Consider the following 14,297-nt stretch of genomic DNA (forward strand, 5'->3'; position numbering starts at 1 on the left):
CTTCGATGACCCGTCAGCTCCACCTGCTGCTCCTGGGCAATCCGCGGTTCGGCAGTTCCTGGCGCTACCCCGGGGTGGTGAACGGTCCCGCCGCCGTCCTGGACTCAGTGATCGAGGCGGCGAAAACGGCCGAAAGGGGAACGTTCGACGCGATCTTCTTCGCCGACACCCTCAACTACGGCCCCGACGCCGCCTGGCCGCACAAGTCCACCGAGGACTTCGAGCCGTTCACGACAACGGCCGCGCTGTCCCGGGAGACCGAACGCCTGGGGCTGGTCGTCACCGGGTCGGCCACCCTGCAGGCGCCCTACCACCTCGCGCGGCAGCTGATCTCACTCGACCACCTCAGCGGTGGACGCGCGGGCTGGAACGTGGTGACGAGCTTCGCGCAGGCGGCCGCGGACAACTTCGGCGATGCCGGCGTGCTCGCCCACGACGAGCGGTACCGCGTCGCGGGGGAGACCCTGGAAGTGGTGCTGAAGCTGTGGAACTCGTGGGGCCCGGACACGATCGTCGAGGACCGCGACGCCGGCGTCTACAACGATCCGGCCCGGATCCGCGTCCCCGCGCACAAGGGCGAGTTCCACAGTGTCCGCGGACCGTTGGGCGCTTCGCCGTCGCCACAGGGGCATCCGGTGATCTTCCAGGCGGGATCCTCGCCGGCGGGACGAGCCTTCGCCGCGCGCAACGCCGAAGTCGTCTTCACCGGCCAGGGCGATCTCGATCGCGGGCGGGGGTTCGTCGAGCAGATCCACGGGCAGGCACGCTCGTCCGGCCGCGACGCGGCACCCCTGGTGACACCGTCGCTGGGGTTCGTCATCGGCTCCACCGAGGCGGAGGCGAAGGCGGTCGAGCGGACGCTCTTCGAGCAGTTCATCCCGGAGTACCAGATCGGGTGGCTCCAGGAGGTCGACATCGACCTGACCGGAGCGGACCTCGACGGGCCCGTACCGCTGGACGCCTTCGCCGACACGACCGAGACCCACCAGACCGCACTGGCCGGCTACCGCGCACTGGCCACGCAGGGAACCCCCACGGTGCGCGAGTTCCTGTTCCGCACGGTGACGGCGTTCGGCGCTCGGGTCGTGGGTTCCCCGGAACGGATCGCGGACGAGATCGAGCGGTGGTTCACCGCGGGCGCCGCCGACGGCTTCATCCTCGGCCCGTCCGGCATTCCCGGGCAACTGGACGCCTTCGTCGACCACGTCGTCCCGATCCTGCGCCATCGCGGCCTGTTCCGGCACGAGTACGAGGGCGAGACACTGCGATCACACCTCGGGATCCCGAACCTGTTTCCCACTTCGTGAGCAGGCTCAGGAAAAACCCGCGAACGTATTACATTCGGACGAGTGAACCGCGGTCCGTTGTGGACCGCTCTCTCCCCAGCCTTCTCCCCGAGGAAAGAAACCCCACCCACCATGCCCTCATCCAAGCGCACACTGCTCGCGTGGACGGCCGTGGTCACGAGCCTCGTACTGACGCTCGCCGGCTGCGGTTCGGACACCGGCGCGGTCGCGGGTTCCCAGCCCCGCGACGGCGGCACGCTGATCATCGGCCAGTACCAGGAAGTGACGCAGTTCGATCCCAACCGCCAGTACTCCTGGGAGACCTGGCGGATCGACCGCAACATCTACGAAACGCTCGTCGACGAGGACCTGTCCGCGCCCACGGGCGTGCCGAAGATCGTGCCTAGGCTGGCGACGTCGTGGACGGTGAGCCCGGACGCGACGACCTACACGTTCCAGCTGCGCCAGGGCGTGAAGTTCAGTGACGGCACACCGTTCGACGCCGAGGCGGTGCGGTTCAACGTGCGGCGGTTCACCGATCCGTCGTTCGAGTACTACGACAAGGTGAGCGCGGCGACGATGTCGCTGGTGTACGGGGACCTGGCGTCCTTCGAAGTGGTCGACGACCACACGGTGCGGTACACGTTCAAGCACCCGTTCCTCGACTTCCTCCGCCAGATCCCGAACAGCGGCAACGCCGCGTCAGGCATCTTCAGCCCGGAGGCGCTCAAGAAGTACGGCCAGGACGGGCTCGCGGACCACCCGGTCGGCACCGGGCCGTTCGTCTTCACCGAGCGCGTCCGCGGTGACCACACCACGCTGGAACGCAATCCGGACTACTGGGGGCAGCGCCCGCACTTGGACAAGGTGATCTTCAAGCCCATCGGTGACGACCAGAGCCGGGTCGCCGCGCTGCAGACCGGCACCGTCGACATCATCAGCCGGGTGCCACCCGATTCGGTGTCCACTTTGGAGAGTGGCGGATTCTCGGTGCCCGAGAACAAGGGTGTTCCGCAGATCATCTACTACAGCTTCAACTTCGACAACCAGTACCTGCGGGACCAGCGGGTGCGGCAAGCGATCATCCAGGCGGTGGACCGCAAGCAGCTCGCCGCGAACATCTACAAGGGCTACGCCGAAGCGGCCACTTCGATCGTCAACCAGGGCAACGAGGCCTACGACGCCTCGGCCGTCGACTACCCCTTCGACCCGCAGGCGGCGAAGAAGCTGCTGGCCGACGCGGGGTACCAGCCGGGACAGGTGAAGTTCACGATCCTGTCGGACACCACCGGTCAGCCGACGGCGGAATACCTGCAGCAGTCCTTGACCGCGGTGGGCATCGACGCCTCGGTGCAGTCGTTCGAATGGATCACCTACGGTACCCGCACCGCCAACCTCCAGCCGCAGGACGGCCTGTACCTGGGCGAGTGGGGCTACGTCGCGCCCAGCTGGGTCAAGATCGCCCACAACAACAGCGTCGTCAAGCACGGCGGGGACGCCTACTCCGCCACCAGCGCGGCGACGGTGCAGGCGATCGACGCGGCCGCGTACAACCCCGACCCGGCCAGGTCGGCCGAGTTGTGGCAGGCGGCGGCCCAGTCCTGGGCGAAGGACGCGACGATCTTCCCGCTGCTGTCGTTCAACCGGTACTACGCCGTCGCGCCGCGGGTCGGCGGATTCGTCTGGCCGCAGCAGAACCACTACGACCTGTCCCGGGTCTGGGTGGCGGACTGATCATGGTGCGCCGGATCCTGTGGCGGCTGGCCGGTCTGGTCCCGCTGCTGTTCGTGATCAGCCTGCTGGTGTTCTTCATCGCGCAGGCCGGTCCCGCCGACCCGGTCAAGGACGTGCTGAGCCAGAAGATGTCGGCCGAGCAGATCCAGCAGATCCGCGAGGCCTACGGCCTGGACCGTCCGGCGTGGGAGCAGTACCTGACCTGGCTGAAGGAGATCTTCACCAACGGTGGCGGGCTGTCGCTCAGCGTCCGCAGCCCCGTGTCGGGAATCGTGTTCCCGGCGTTTCTCAACACGCTGATCCTCGGGGCCGCGGCCACCGTGGTGAGTGTGGTCCTCGGCGTCGCGATCGGCTTCGTGTCAGGGATCCGGCACGGCAGGACGGCGGACCGGGTCGTGATGCTGTTCGTCCAGATCGGCAGCAACCTGCCGGTGTACTGGTTCGGGCTCGTGGTCATCTGGCTCACCGCGGTGCGCTGGAAATGGTTGCCACCAGGGGGAATGCACGATCTGCGCGGCGACGGCGGGTTCGGTGACCTGCTGCTGCACCTGATCGCGCCCGCCTTCGCGGCCTCGCTGGTGTCGATGCTGATCATCGCCCGGTTCGTCCGCGCGGCCGTCATCGAGAGCGAGCAGTCCGACTACGTCCGGACCTACCGGTCACAGGGGTTCGGCCGGGCGGCGATCCTCGGCAAGCACATCGGGCGCAACATCCTGTCCCCGATCGTGAACACCACCGGGCTGACGGTCGGCTCGGTGATCACCGGGGTGGTGTTCGTCGAGACGATCTTCTCCTGGCCGGGGATCGGCAGCGTGCTGCTCAACGCGATCGGTGGTTCGGACTACCCGGTGATCCAGTCGGGCATCCTCCTGGTCGCCACCACGTTCGTGGTGGTCAACCTGGTCACCGACGTGCTGCTCGACCTCCTGAACCCACGACTCCGGCACGGTGGCGCATGAGCACGAGCACCCACGCGGTGGTCCCGCCGCGGCTGAGGCGGTCCTTCCCCGCCCGCTTCGTCCGCAATCGCGAGGCGCTCCTCGGTCTCGTCGTGCTCGTCGTCGTGATCGGCGTGTCGGTGCTGGCTCCCTGGCTGGCGCCGGAGGACCCGAACGCGGGTGACGCCGGCAACGTCCTCGCCCCGGTCGGGGCGCCCGGCCACCTGCTGGGCACCGACGACCAGGGCCGGGACGTGCTCAGCCGGGTGATCCACGGCGGCCGCGGCGCGCTGGTGGTTGCGATTTCGTCGGTGACGGTCGCGGTGGTCGTCGGCACCGCGCTGGGGCTGTTCGCCGCGTTCGCCGGCCGCCGCACCTCCGGGGTGCTCATGCGCGTGGTGGACCTGATGTTCGCGTTCCCGGTCATCCTGGTCGCGCTGTCGCTCGCCGCGATCCTCCAGCCGGGGGCGTGGGTGCTGATCGGGACGGTCGTGTTCGCCGCGGTGCCCTACGTGACCCGGATCGTGTTCGCCGAGGCCAGAATCGAGCGGGAGAAGGACTACGTCGAGGCGGCACGCTCGCTGGGCGCTTCGGAGGCGGCCATCGTGCGCACCGAGGTGCTGCCCAACCTGATCTCGTCCGTGGTGATCTACGGAACCAGCCTCGTCGGCGTCAACATCGTGTTCACGGCGAGCCTGAGCGCGCTCGGACTCGGGATCCAGCCGCCCGACGCGGACTGGGGCCGGATGATCTCCGAGGGCGCCAAGGTCCTGGTGACCGGGCACCCCGGCGTGGCCACCTTCCCCGCGGTCGCCATCCTCCTCGTCGCACTGGCCTTCAACTGGCTCGGCGACGGGCTGCGTGACGTCCTCAACCCGTGAGCTTGCAGGTGATGAGATGACAGCGGTACTCACCGTTCGCGACCTCGGCGTCGACTTCGCGCTGCCCGGTGCGGTGGTCCACGCGGTGCGCGGCGCCGACCTCGACGTGGGCCGGGGGGAGGTGCTGGCGCTCGTCGGCGAATCCGGTTCGGGCAAGAGTGTCACCGCCGCGGCCGTGCTCGGCCTGCTGCCCCGGACCGCGCGCATCGCGCGCGGCAGCATCCGGTTCGAGGGCACCGAACTCGTCGGCCTGAAGGACCGGCAGCTCAACACCTTCCGCGGCGCCGGGATCGGGATGATCTTCCAGAATCCGGTGACCTCGCTCGACCCGTCCTTCACGATCGGCAGCCAGCTCGCCGACACCGCGCGGCTGCACCTGCGTGTCTCCCGCGCCGAGGCCCGCGATGTCGCGCACACGTGGCTCGACCGGGTGGGGATCCGCGACGCGGACCGGGTGTTGCGCGCCTACCCGCACGAGCTGTCCGGCGGGATGCGTCAGCGGGTCATGATCGCGCTGGCCGGGTTGTCCGGTCCCCGGCTGCTGATCGCCGACGAGCCGACCACCGCGCTCGACGCGGCGGTGCAGAAGCAGATCCTGGATCTGGTGCTGGACCTGGCCGGCGAGACGAAGACGGCGGTGCTGCTCATCACGCACGACTTCGGCGTGGTGTCCCACACCAGCTGCCGTGTCGCGGTGATGCGCGAAGGCGTGATCGTGGAGACCGGCAGCACGGCGCAGGTGCTCAACGCGCCGCAACACCCCTACACGCGCACGCTGATCGACGCCGTCCCGGAGATCGGGCGGCGGTATCCGCGCGCCGACCGGGCCTCGTCCGGCGGCAAGCCGGTTCTCGAACTGCGCGCAGTGTCCAAGGAGTTCGTCGCGGGCGGTTTCGGCACCGGGCGGCACCGGTCGGTGGTGCGGGCCGTCGACGACGTCTCGCTCAGCGTGCACCGCGGGGAGATCTTCGGTCTCATCGGCGAGTCCGGCTCGGGGAAGTCGACGCTCGCCCGGCTCGCCGGCGGCCTCATCCCGCGCACGGCGGGGACGGTCGCCTTCGACGGCGCCGACATCGGCGACTCCGGCGCCCGCGATCTGCGGCGGCGGTTCCAGTACGTGTTCCAGGACGCCGCCACGGCGCTCAACCCGCGGATCACCGCGGGTGAACAGATCGCTCGTCCACTGCGGAGGCTCGGCAAAGCCGCCTCCCGCAAGGAAGCGACCGCGCAGGTGCACCGGGCACTGGAGCTCGTGGGCCTGCATCCCGGCCACGCCGACCGCTACCCGCGGGAGTTCTCCGGCGGACAGCGCCAGCGCGTCGGGATCGCGCGGGCGATCGCGCTGGAACCGGAGTTGCTGATCCTCGACGAGCCGACCTCCGCGCTGGACGTGTCCACCCAGGCGGCCATCCTCGACCTGCTGCTGGACCTCAAGGCCGAACTCGACCTGACGTACCTGTTCATCGGGCACAACCTGGCGATCATCGCCTCGCTGTGCGACCGGATCGGCGTCATGCGCGGGGGCTCGCTGGTCGAGACGTTCCCGGCGGGCGACCTGTTCGCCCCGGAGCGGCACCCGGACACCCGTGCACTGCTCGACGCCGTACTTCCCATCGCATCCACCCGAGACAGAGAGGCATCATGACCGCCACCGGCGAACGCACCACCCTGACCTACCTGCGCCCCGCGACGGCATCCGCCGGGGAGCTCTCGGCCCGCTTCCAGCCGGTCTTCGACCGCGTGGCGGAGGGCAACGTCGAGCGCGAGAAGAACCGCGTCTTCCCCCACGAGCAGGTGCGCTGGCTCAAGGAGGCGGGCCTGGGCCGGGTGCGGATCCCGGTCGAACACGGCGGCTTCGGCGCCTCGCTCGAGCAGACCTTCGCCCTGCTCGCCGATCTTGGTGAGGCGGATGCCAACGTCGCGCACATCTGGCGCAACCACCTGGCGTTCGTCGAGGACCGGCTCAACGCCGCGCCCTCGGCCACCAACGACCGGTGGATCCGGCGGTTCCTCGACGGCGACTTCGTCGGAGGCGGCTGGACCGAGGCCAACAACGGCACCTTCGCCACCCTCAAGACCACCGTGCGCGAGGACGGCGGCCGGTGGCGGGTGAACGGCGCCAAGTTCTACGCCACCGGAAGCCTCTACGCCGACTGGCTCGACGTCCTCGGCAAGGGCGAGGGTGACACCGTGTTGACGGCGCTGGTGCGCCGGGACGACCCGGGTGTCGAGCTGATCGACGACTGGACCGGCTTCGGGCAGCGCACCACGGCCAGCGGCACCGCGAACTACCGCGACGTGCCGGCCGAGGACGGCGACGTCTTCCCGGCGGGGGAGCGGTTCGTCTACCAGGGGCACTTCTACCAGACGGCGATGCTGTCGGTGCTGGCCGGGATCACGCGCGCGGTGGTGCGGGACGGTATCGCCGCGCTGAAGGCCCGCGGCCGCAACTACCCGCAGGCGCTGTCGCCCGTGCCCGCCACCGACGCGCAGCTGTTGCAGGTCATCGGAGGGGTCTCGGTGCACGCCTTCACCGCGCGGGCCGCTCTGAGCGCGTCGTCGCGCACGCTCGACCTGGTCGCCGCGGCGCACGCGGCCGGCGACGAGGTGGCCCGGAAACAGCGGGTGCTCGAGGCCGAGGTGGCCACGGCACAGGCCCAGCTGGCGATCATCGACGCCGCACTGCAGGCGACGACGACGGTGTTCGACGCGCTCGGCGCCTCCGGCGTGTCGGAGAACCTGTTGCTGGACCGGCACTGGCGCAACGCGCGCACGCTGGCCTCGCACAACCCGCGCGTCTACAAGGCCCGCATCCTGGGCGACTGGCTGGTCAACGAGACCGACCCGGTGCCCAACCTGGCGGCGCTGGGCCGTGGGGGCCAGGGCGACTGATCCATGCCTGCACCGCTGAGAATCGGCTTCGCGCTGAACTTCCGGACCTCCTCGCGGGACATCGATGCCGTGGCTCGCGTCTACGAGGAAGTGCTCGACACGATCGCCTACGCCGACCGGCTCGGGATCGACAGTGTGTGGGTGGGCCAGCACCACTTCGACAACACCGACGGCCCGTTCGCCTCGCCGCTGCCGTTCCTGGTCGCGGCGGCCGCCAGGACGTCGCACATCACGCTCGGCACCGGTATCACCACCGTGCCGTTCGAGGATCCCGTCCGCCTGGCCGAGGACGCCGCGGTCGTCGACGCCCTGACGCACGGGCGGGTCCATCTCGGACTCGGCACCGGCGGCGCGAACCTCGACGGCTTCGCCGCGTTCGGGTTGCGGCCGGAACAGCGGCACGCGCTGTTCGGCGACAAGGTGGCCAAGCTGCACGCCGCCCTCGAGGGACGTCCGTTGTCCGGTGGCGCGGACGGGCCTCGCCTGTACCCGCCGGGAACCCGGGTGCGCGGGCAGCTGTGGCAGGCGGCCACGAGCCTGGCCGGCGCAACGGCGGCGGGAGCGGCCGGCGACGGGCTGCAGCAGGGCGCCTTCTTCGATCCCGCGGACACCGGTCAGGCGCCCAAGGTGCGCGCCTACCTTGAGGCGTGGCAAGGCGCCCGGCCGGACCAGGCGCCGCGCGTGGCCGTGTTCCGGTTCGTCTACCCCGGACGGGACAAGGAGACCGTGCTCCGCGAGGTCGAGCCGGTGCTCGGGCCGCGTCTGGCTGCGCTGGCCGAACGGGCGGCGCTCAGCGGAAACCCGGCGCTGCGCGGGTTGAGCGTGCGGGAGTACCTCGACCTGGTCCCGTTCCACGGCTCGCCCGACGACATCGCCGAGCGCGTCGCCACCGACCCGGCGATCGCCGCGGGTGCGACGGACTTCGTCGCCAACTTCTCCTACCGCGACGAGTTCGACGTCGCGAACGCACAAGCCCGCGTGCACACGCTGGCGACCGAGATCGGGCCGGCGATCGGGTGGCGGCCCGCGGTCGCCCTCCGATGAGCGTGCCTGACGAAAGGACCCCGATGCCTGCTCCCTACCTCGCACTCGGACTCGCCGGGCCGCACCTCGTCGAGCTGACCAGCAGTCCGGGCCTGCTCGCCCGGTGGGACGCGCTGCCCGCGGCGTTCACCGTTCTCGGGCTCGACCGGGTCGACGGAAGCGCACCGGCCGGGCAGACCCTGGACAGCAGCGCGGTGGGCGCCGCCCTGGCCGGCCGCACGACCCGGGGGCGCTTCCTGATCGTGGCGAGCCCGCAGCGCGATCACCCCTACAACCTGGCCCGGCGCGTCGCCTCCCTCGGGCACCTGTCGCGGGGCCGGAGCGGGCTGCTCGTCGGCGTGCGGGACGCTTACGCGGCTCCCGAGCGGGCCACCCCGGCCAGGGCCAACGACGCGGCTCGCGCGGTCCGGGCGCTGGAACAGAGCTGGCCCTACGACTCGATCGTCGGGAACCGGGAAACCGGGATCCTGGTGCGCTCGAACGAGATCGTGCACGTCGACCTGGGTGGCGAGTTCCCGATCGCGGGACCGCTGAACGCGCCGGAACCGCCCACCGGTGCCTCGGTGATCGCCTGGTACGGACCCGGAGCGGTCAGCCCAGGCCCGGTCGACCTGGTCATCGGGGAGGGCGGGTCCGTCGCCGTCACCCCGCTCGGCGAGACGCCACCGCGCGATGCCGCCGGCGTGCTCCTGCGCGCTGCGCCCGGGCAGACGGCCGACGAGCTGCTGACGGCCGCGGAAGAGCTGCTGGCCGAGGGGTTCCGGCCGGTCGGTGCCGGCCCGTTGCGCGCGGCGCTCGGGTTGGCCGCCCCACCACGGCGGGCGGCCGGGCGTGCCGCGTTCCCCGTTCCCCAGCCGAATCCGTCGCTGTCGACCCCGAGGAGCCGTTCATGACCGACCGCCGCACGGGGCACGTGATCCTGGGCATCAACGTGCTCGTCCTGGGCTACCTCCCGGCCGCCTGGCAGTCACCGCTGCTGAAGAAGGACTCCTTCGTCGATCCCGCGTACTGGGAGACCATCGGCCGGACCGCGGAACGCGGCACGCTGGACGCCATTTTCCTGGCCGACGGCCCGCTGCTGGGCGATCCGGCCCACGACGCGAACCCGATCCGCCTCGAGCCCACCGTGAACTGGGGTCACGTCGCCGCGGCCACCGAGCGGGTCGGGCTCGTGGCGACCGCGTCCACCACCTTCAACGATCCGTTCGAGCTCGCCGAGCGGCTGCTGTCGTGGGACCACCTCTCCGGCGGTCGCGCGGGGTGGAACATCGTGACCACGCGGGGGGCGACCGCGGCGCGGAACTTCGGCCTGCCCGACGTGCCGCTGCGCGACGACCGCTACGACCGCGCCGCGGAGTTCGTCGACGTGGTGCGCGCGTTGTGGGACTCGGCGGTCACCGGCGAGGACATCAGCCACCGCGGCGAACTGTTCCAGCTGGACGGGCGGTTGCGGGTGCCCCCGTCCCGGCAGGGCAGCCCGGTTCTCCTGCAGGCCGGTGGCTCGCCGAAGGGACGGGAGCTCGCCGGCCGCGTCGCCGAGGGGGTGTTCGCGGCCGAGCTCACCAAGGACAAGGCGATCGAGCACTACCGCCTGGTCAAACGTCTTGCCCGCGCCCACGGCCGGTCGCCTGACGACGTCAAGATCCTGCCCGGTCTGCTCCTGACACTGGGCAGCACCGAGGAGGAGGCCCGCCGGCGCAACGACGAACTCCACGACGCCGGGCCCGCGGCGTACTCGGTGCAGTGGCTCTCGCAGTCGATCGGGTACGACGCCTCGAAGCTCGACCTCGATGAGCCCTTCCCCGAGGAGGTCCTCGCCGCCCCGGCGGATCCGCAGACGTTCCAGGGCAGCATGGGTTTCCGCGAATCGATCGTGGCGCAGATCCGCCGCACCAACCCGACGGTGCGCGAGTACCTGCGGCAGACGCGCTACACCGGCTCCGGGCACGCGGGTTTCGTCGGCACGCCGGAGCAGCTGGCCGACCACATCGAGGACTGGTTCCACTCCGGAGCGATCGACGGGTTCAACCTCCAGCCCGATGTGCTGGTCGACGGGCTGGAGGTGATCGCCGACGAACTGGTGCCCCTCCTGCGCCGGCGGGGGCTCTACCGGCACGACTACGAAACCGACACGCTGCGCGGCCACTTCCGGGCCGCTTCGCCGACCCGGCACTTCGACTGATCCGGCCGCCCGGCGCGGATGCTCAACACGATCGCGAGCGCTGAGACCGGACTCCAGCGGTATTCCAGCGCTGCCTGCTTCCCTGGTGGAGTGGCCGAGCGAATTCACGCGGAGATCGTCGCCAAGGTGATCGAGGTTGCCCGGGGCGAAGGGGCCGACCTCGCGGCGGGCGATGCGGTCCTGCTGCTGGAGTCGATGAAGATGGAGATCCCGGTGCTGACCGGGACCGCCGGCCGGCTGAGCCACCTGGCGGTGCGGGTCGGTGACGTCGTCCAGGAGGGCGATCTCCTGGCCGTCATCGAGGTGCCGTGAGGCTGACGATCATCGGTGGTGGCGGGTTCCGCACACCGCTCATCCACCGTGCCGTCGCGGGGTGGGGCGCGGTCCGGGAAATCGCCCTCTACGACAGCGATCCCCGGCGGCTCGCGGCCATCGGCGCGGTCCTCGGAGACCAGAACGTCGTGCCACACACCGATCACGACGCGGCGCTGGCGGGTGCCGACTTCGTGTTCTGCGCGGTGCGCGTGGGCGGCACGCGAGGGCGTGTGCTCGACGAACGCATCGCCCTCGACTGCGGCGTGCTGGGGCAGGAGACCACGGGCGCGGGCGGGCTCGCCTACGGGCTGCGCGGCGTTCCGGTGCTGACGGCGCTGGCCCGCCGCATCGCGGAGCTGGCGCCCGCGGCGTGGGTCGTCAACTTCACCAACCCGGTCGGCCTGATCACGGAGGCGATGGCGGAGGTGCTGGGGGACCGGGTGATCGGGATCTGCGATTCCCCGGCCGGCCTGTTCCGGCGTGTCGCGTGGCTGCTCGGCGTCCCGGAGGAGCTGGCGTGGTTCGACTACGCCGGACTGAACCACCTGGGCTGGCTGCGCGCGGTCCGCGTCGCCGGGGCCGACCGGCTGCCCGGGCTGCTCGCCGGGGACCGGCTCGGCGCGATCGAGGAGGGCAGGCTCTTCGGCGTGCCGCTGCTGCGTGAGCTGGGCATGATCCCGAACGAGTACCTGCAGTACTACTACGCCACAGCCGGCGCGATTGAGAAGGCGCGGAGAGGTCCCACGCGGGGCGCCTTCCTCCACGAACGCCAGGAAGCGTTCTACCGTGCCGCCCTGGCGGAGCCGTCCGCGGCGGCACGGCTCTGGGCCGAGACGCTGGCCGAACGGGAAGCGACCTATTCGTCCGCGCCCGCGCCGGCGAGCGGGGAACCCGCGGGCGGCGGCTACGAGGCGATGGCCGTCGCGGTGATGCGGTCCCTGGCCGGCGACGGCGCGGCGACCCCGGTGCTGAACGTGCGCAACCGCGGCGCCCTGCCCGGTCTGCCCGCGGACGCGATCGTCGAGGTCCCGTGCCTGGTGGACACCAACGGCGCGCACCCGATCGCCGGGGACCCGCTGCCGGAGGCGCAGCTCGCCCTGGCCCGCGCCGTGAAGACCGCCGAGCGGACGACGATCACCGCGGCACTGATCGGTTCGCGGGCGCTGGCCGAGGAGGCCTTCGCGGCGCACCCGCTGGTGGGTGACCGGTCGGTGGCGCGGCGGCTGGTGGCCGGGTACCGGGCGGCGCATGTGGAGTTGCGGGCGCTGCGCTGAGCGGGGGTTGGGCTGTCGTCGGAACCGTTCGGCCCGCCCGCGGCGTGCGCGTGATCGGTTCGCGGGCGCTGGCCGAGGAGGCCTTCGCGGCGCACCCGCTGGTGGGTGACCGGTCGGTGGCGCGGCGGCTGGTGGCCGGGTACCAGGCGGCGCACCCGGAGTTGCCGGCGCTGCACTGAGGGCGCTCGTCACCCCCGCTCGCTGACCGCCGCTAGCGTGGCGCTCGCCCGGCGGACCGGGACCAGGCGGTGGCTCGGCAGCAGACCCGCGACGAATGCGTAATCCTGCCGCAGCTCCTCGTCCGCCTCCCGCCACCAGGTGGCGATGTCGTGCCAGCCCGGCGCCGCCAGCGAGCCCCCGAACTGGCGCACCGACAGCGAAGCGCACAGCGTCGCGAACCTGACCCGTTCGGCCGGTGTCCATCCGGACAACGTGCCCAGCACGAACGCCGCCGCGAACACGTCGCCCGCGCCCGTCGTGTCGATCGCCTCCACCGGTAACGCCGGGACCGACACCACCTCGCCGCTCGCCCGGTCCGCGGCCACCACACCGTCCGCCCCGCACGTGATCGCCACCAGCGGCACGTGCCGGAGCAGCTCGCGCAGCGCAGCCTCGACCGTTCGCTGCCCGGTCAGCGCCAGCGCCTCGTCCCGGTTCGGCAGGAACACGTCGCAGTGTCGCAGCTGGTCCAGCGCCTGCTCGCGGCACGCCGCCGACAGCTCCCACCCGATGTCGGCGAACACCAGCCCACCCGATTCGCGCGCGAACCGCAGCCAGTTCTGCTCTTCCGTGCCCAGGTGCACGAAGTAGGCGCGCGCCCGCGGCGGCCGCCCGATCGCGGTGTCCAACGGCACCGGCCCGTCGTGGGCGTGGGTCACCATCGTCCGTTCCCCGTCCACCACGAGCGACACCGTCACCGGGGAGTGCCAGCCGGGGAACCGCAGGGACCGTTCCAGGTCCACCCCCTCATGCGCGGACAGCACCTCCCAGCAGTAGTCGCCGTAGGCGTCGGTGCCGAACATCGCGGCGAGTGAGGTCGACAGGCCGAGCCGGGACAGGGCGACCGCGAGGTTCGCGATCCCGCCCGGGCTCGACCCCATCCCCGGCGCGCGCACCTCCGTGCCCAGTGCGGGAAACCCGCGCAGCCCGGTCAGGATGACGTCGAAGAACACCGTGCCGGCGCAGAAGACGTCCACCGGCCCGGAAGCCTTGCCCGTCATGGCGGTGTCAGGACGCGCGCCGGGCCGAGGGCACCAGCAGCAAGTCGTCCCGCGTGATCGAGCGCGACTGCGTGAGCAGCTGCCCGTCGCGCACCACCAGGACGTCGTCGACCAGGCACGTGGGCAGCAACGTCACCGAGCCGTCCGCGTGCGTGAGGGTCACCAGCGCGTAGTAGGACACCGTCACGGCGTCCTCGCCGGACGGCTCGATCAGCAGCTTGTCGAACCAGTGCCGGGGCACGACACCCTGGTGCTGGGCGAAGTTCGCCCGCAACGACTCCACGATCGCGGCGCGGCCGCGCACGTCGTCGTCGCGCGACGCGTGGTGCATCCGGCCGTCCTCGGTGAACGTCGCCGCGAACCCTTCGACGTCGGCGGCGTCGAGCAAGCGGATCTGCCGGGCGAAGAAATGCTGCACCTCCGCGTAAACGCGGGCGCGGTCGGTGACATCGATGTGCGGCATGGGCCCTCCTGGCTCGGTGAATCTCCGGCCGAGCCTGGCCGCGCCGCCTGGAGACTCGCTGGAGGCGT

Annotated in this window: 14 protein-coding genes; 12 read left to right on the forward strand and 2 right to left on the reverse strand. The window is 71.3% G+C overall.

Features of this window, described 5'->3' with window-relative positions; all coding sequences use genetic code 11:
• Positions 1-5 precede the first annotated feature (5 nt).
• The 12 genes from L2C96_RS24380 (at position 6) to L2C96_RS44645 (ending at position 12,725) form a co-directional block, all read left to right on the forward strand.
• Entirely contained in the window at positions 6-1,307 is a 1,302-nt protein-coding gene (locus L2C96_RS24380) for an NtaA/DmoA family FMN-dependent monooxygenase (protein ID WP_237337923.1), read from the forward strand.
• Positions 1,308-1,418: 111 nt separating this feature from the next.
• The gene (locus L2C96_RS24385) at positions 1,419-3,020 is read left to right on the forward strand and encodes an ABC transporter substrate-binding protein (RefSeq protein WP_237337924.1); all 1,602 of its coding nucleotides are present in this window, start codon (positions 1,419-1,421) and stop codon (positions 3,018-3,020) included.
• Positions 3,021-3,022: 2 nt separating this feature from the next.
• A complete protein-coding gene (locus L2C96_RS24390) occupies positions 3,023-3,979 on the forward strand; it encodes an ABC transporter permease (RefSeq protein WP_027929256.1) in 957 nt (318 codons plus the stop codon).
• On the forward strand, positions 3,976-4,839 hold the full coding sequence (locus tag L2C96_RS24395; protein WP_237337925.1) for an ABC transporter permease: 864 nt from the start codon (positions 3,976-3,978) through the stop codon (positions 4,837-4,839). Before L2C96_RS24390 ends, L2C96_RS24395 begins: the two co-directional genes overlap by 4 nt.
• Before the next feature lie 16 nt (positions 4,840-4,855).
• The gene (locus L2C96_RS24400; protein WP_237337926.1) at positions 4,856-6,484 is read left to right on the forward strand and encodes a dipeptide ABC transporter ATP-binding protein; all 1,629 of its coding nucleotides are present in this window, start codon (positions 4,856-4,858) and stop codon (positions 6,482-6,484) included.
• Positions 6,481-7,731 (forward strand): acyl-CoA dehydrogenase family protein, encoded by a 1,251-nt coding sequence (locus L2C96_RS24405; protein ID WP_237337927.1) that lies wholly within the window; start codon positions 6,481-6,483, stop codon positions 7,729-7,731. The genes L2C96_RS24400 and L2C96_RS24405 overlap by 4 nt, the downstream gene beginning before the upstream one ends.
• A gap of 3 nt (positions 7,732-7,734) precedes the next feature.
• Positions 7,735-8,775, forward strand: a complete 1,041-nt coding sequence (locus tag L2C96_RS24410; RefSeq protein WP_237337928.1) for an LLM class flavin-dependent oxidoreductase — start codon at positions 7,735-7,737, stop codon at positions 8,773-8,775.
• Between the two features lie 23 nt (positions 8,776-8,798).
• On the forward strand, positions 8,799-9,668 hold the full coding sequence (locus L2C96_RS24415) for an LLM class oxidoreductase (protein ID WP_237337929.1): 870 nt from the start codon (positions 8,799-8,801) through the stop codon (positions 9,666-9,668).
• A complete protein-coding gene (locus L2C96_RS24420; RefSeq protein WP_237337930.1) occupies positions 9,665-10,957 on the forward strand; it encodes an NtaA/DmoA family FMN-dependent monooxygenase in 1,293 nt (430 codons plus the stop codon). Before L2C96_RS24415 ends, L2C96_RS24420 begins: the two co-directional genes overlap by 4 nt.
• Before the next feature lie 90 nt (positions 10,958-11,047).
• The gene (locus L2C96_RS24425; RefSeq protein ID WP_237337931.1) at positions 11,048-11,269 is read left to right on the forward strand and encodes a biotin/lipoyl-binding carrier protein; all 222 of its coding nucleotides are present in this window, start codon (positions 11,048-11,050) and stop codon (positions 11,267-11,269) included.
• Positions 11,266-12,546 carry a family 4 glycosyl hydrolase gene (locus L2C96_RS24430; protein WP_237337932.1) on the forward strand — a complete coding sequence of 427 codons (1,281 nt, stop codon included), beginning with the start codon at positions 11,266-11,268 and terminating at the stop codon, positions 12,544-12,546. The genes L2C96_RS24425 and L2C96_RS24430 overlap by 4 nt, the downstream gene beginning before the upstream one ends.
• 50 nt (positions 12,547-12,596) lie before the next feature.
• Positions 12,597-12,725: a hypothetical protein gene (locus L2C96_RS44645; RefSeq protein ID WP_272883184.1), complete on the forward strand. Its 129-nt coding sequence runs from the start codon at positions 12,597-12,599 to the stop codon at positions 12,723-12,725.
• A gap of 9 nt (positions 12,726-12,734) precedes the next feature.
• Here L2C96_RS44645 and L2C96_RS24435 read toward each other — a convergent pair whose 3' ends face one another.
• A complete protein-coding gene (locus L2C96_RS24435) occupies positions 12,735-13,766 on the reverse strand; it encodes a carbohydrate kinase family protein (protein ID WP_237337933.1) in 1,032 nt (343 codons plus the stop codon).
• Positions 13,767-13,773: 7 nt separating this feature from the next.
• Positions 13,774-14,229, reverse strand: coding sequence for a nuclear transport factor 2 family protein (locus L2C96_RS24440; protein ID WP_237337934.1), 456 nt, complete (start codon positions 14,227-14,229; stop codon positions 13,774-13,776).
• Positions 14,230-14,297: the final 68 nt, after the last annotated feature.

This window comes from Amycolatopsis tucumanensis, assembly GCF_021654135.1.
Lineage (GTDB): Bacteria > Actinomycetota > Actinomycetes > Mycobacteriales > Pseudonocardiaceae > Amycolatopsis_E > Amycolatopsis_E tucumanensis.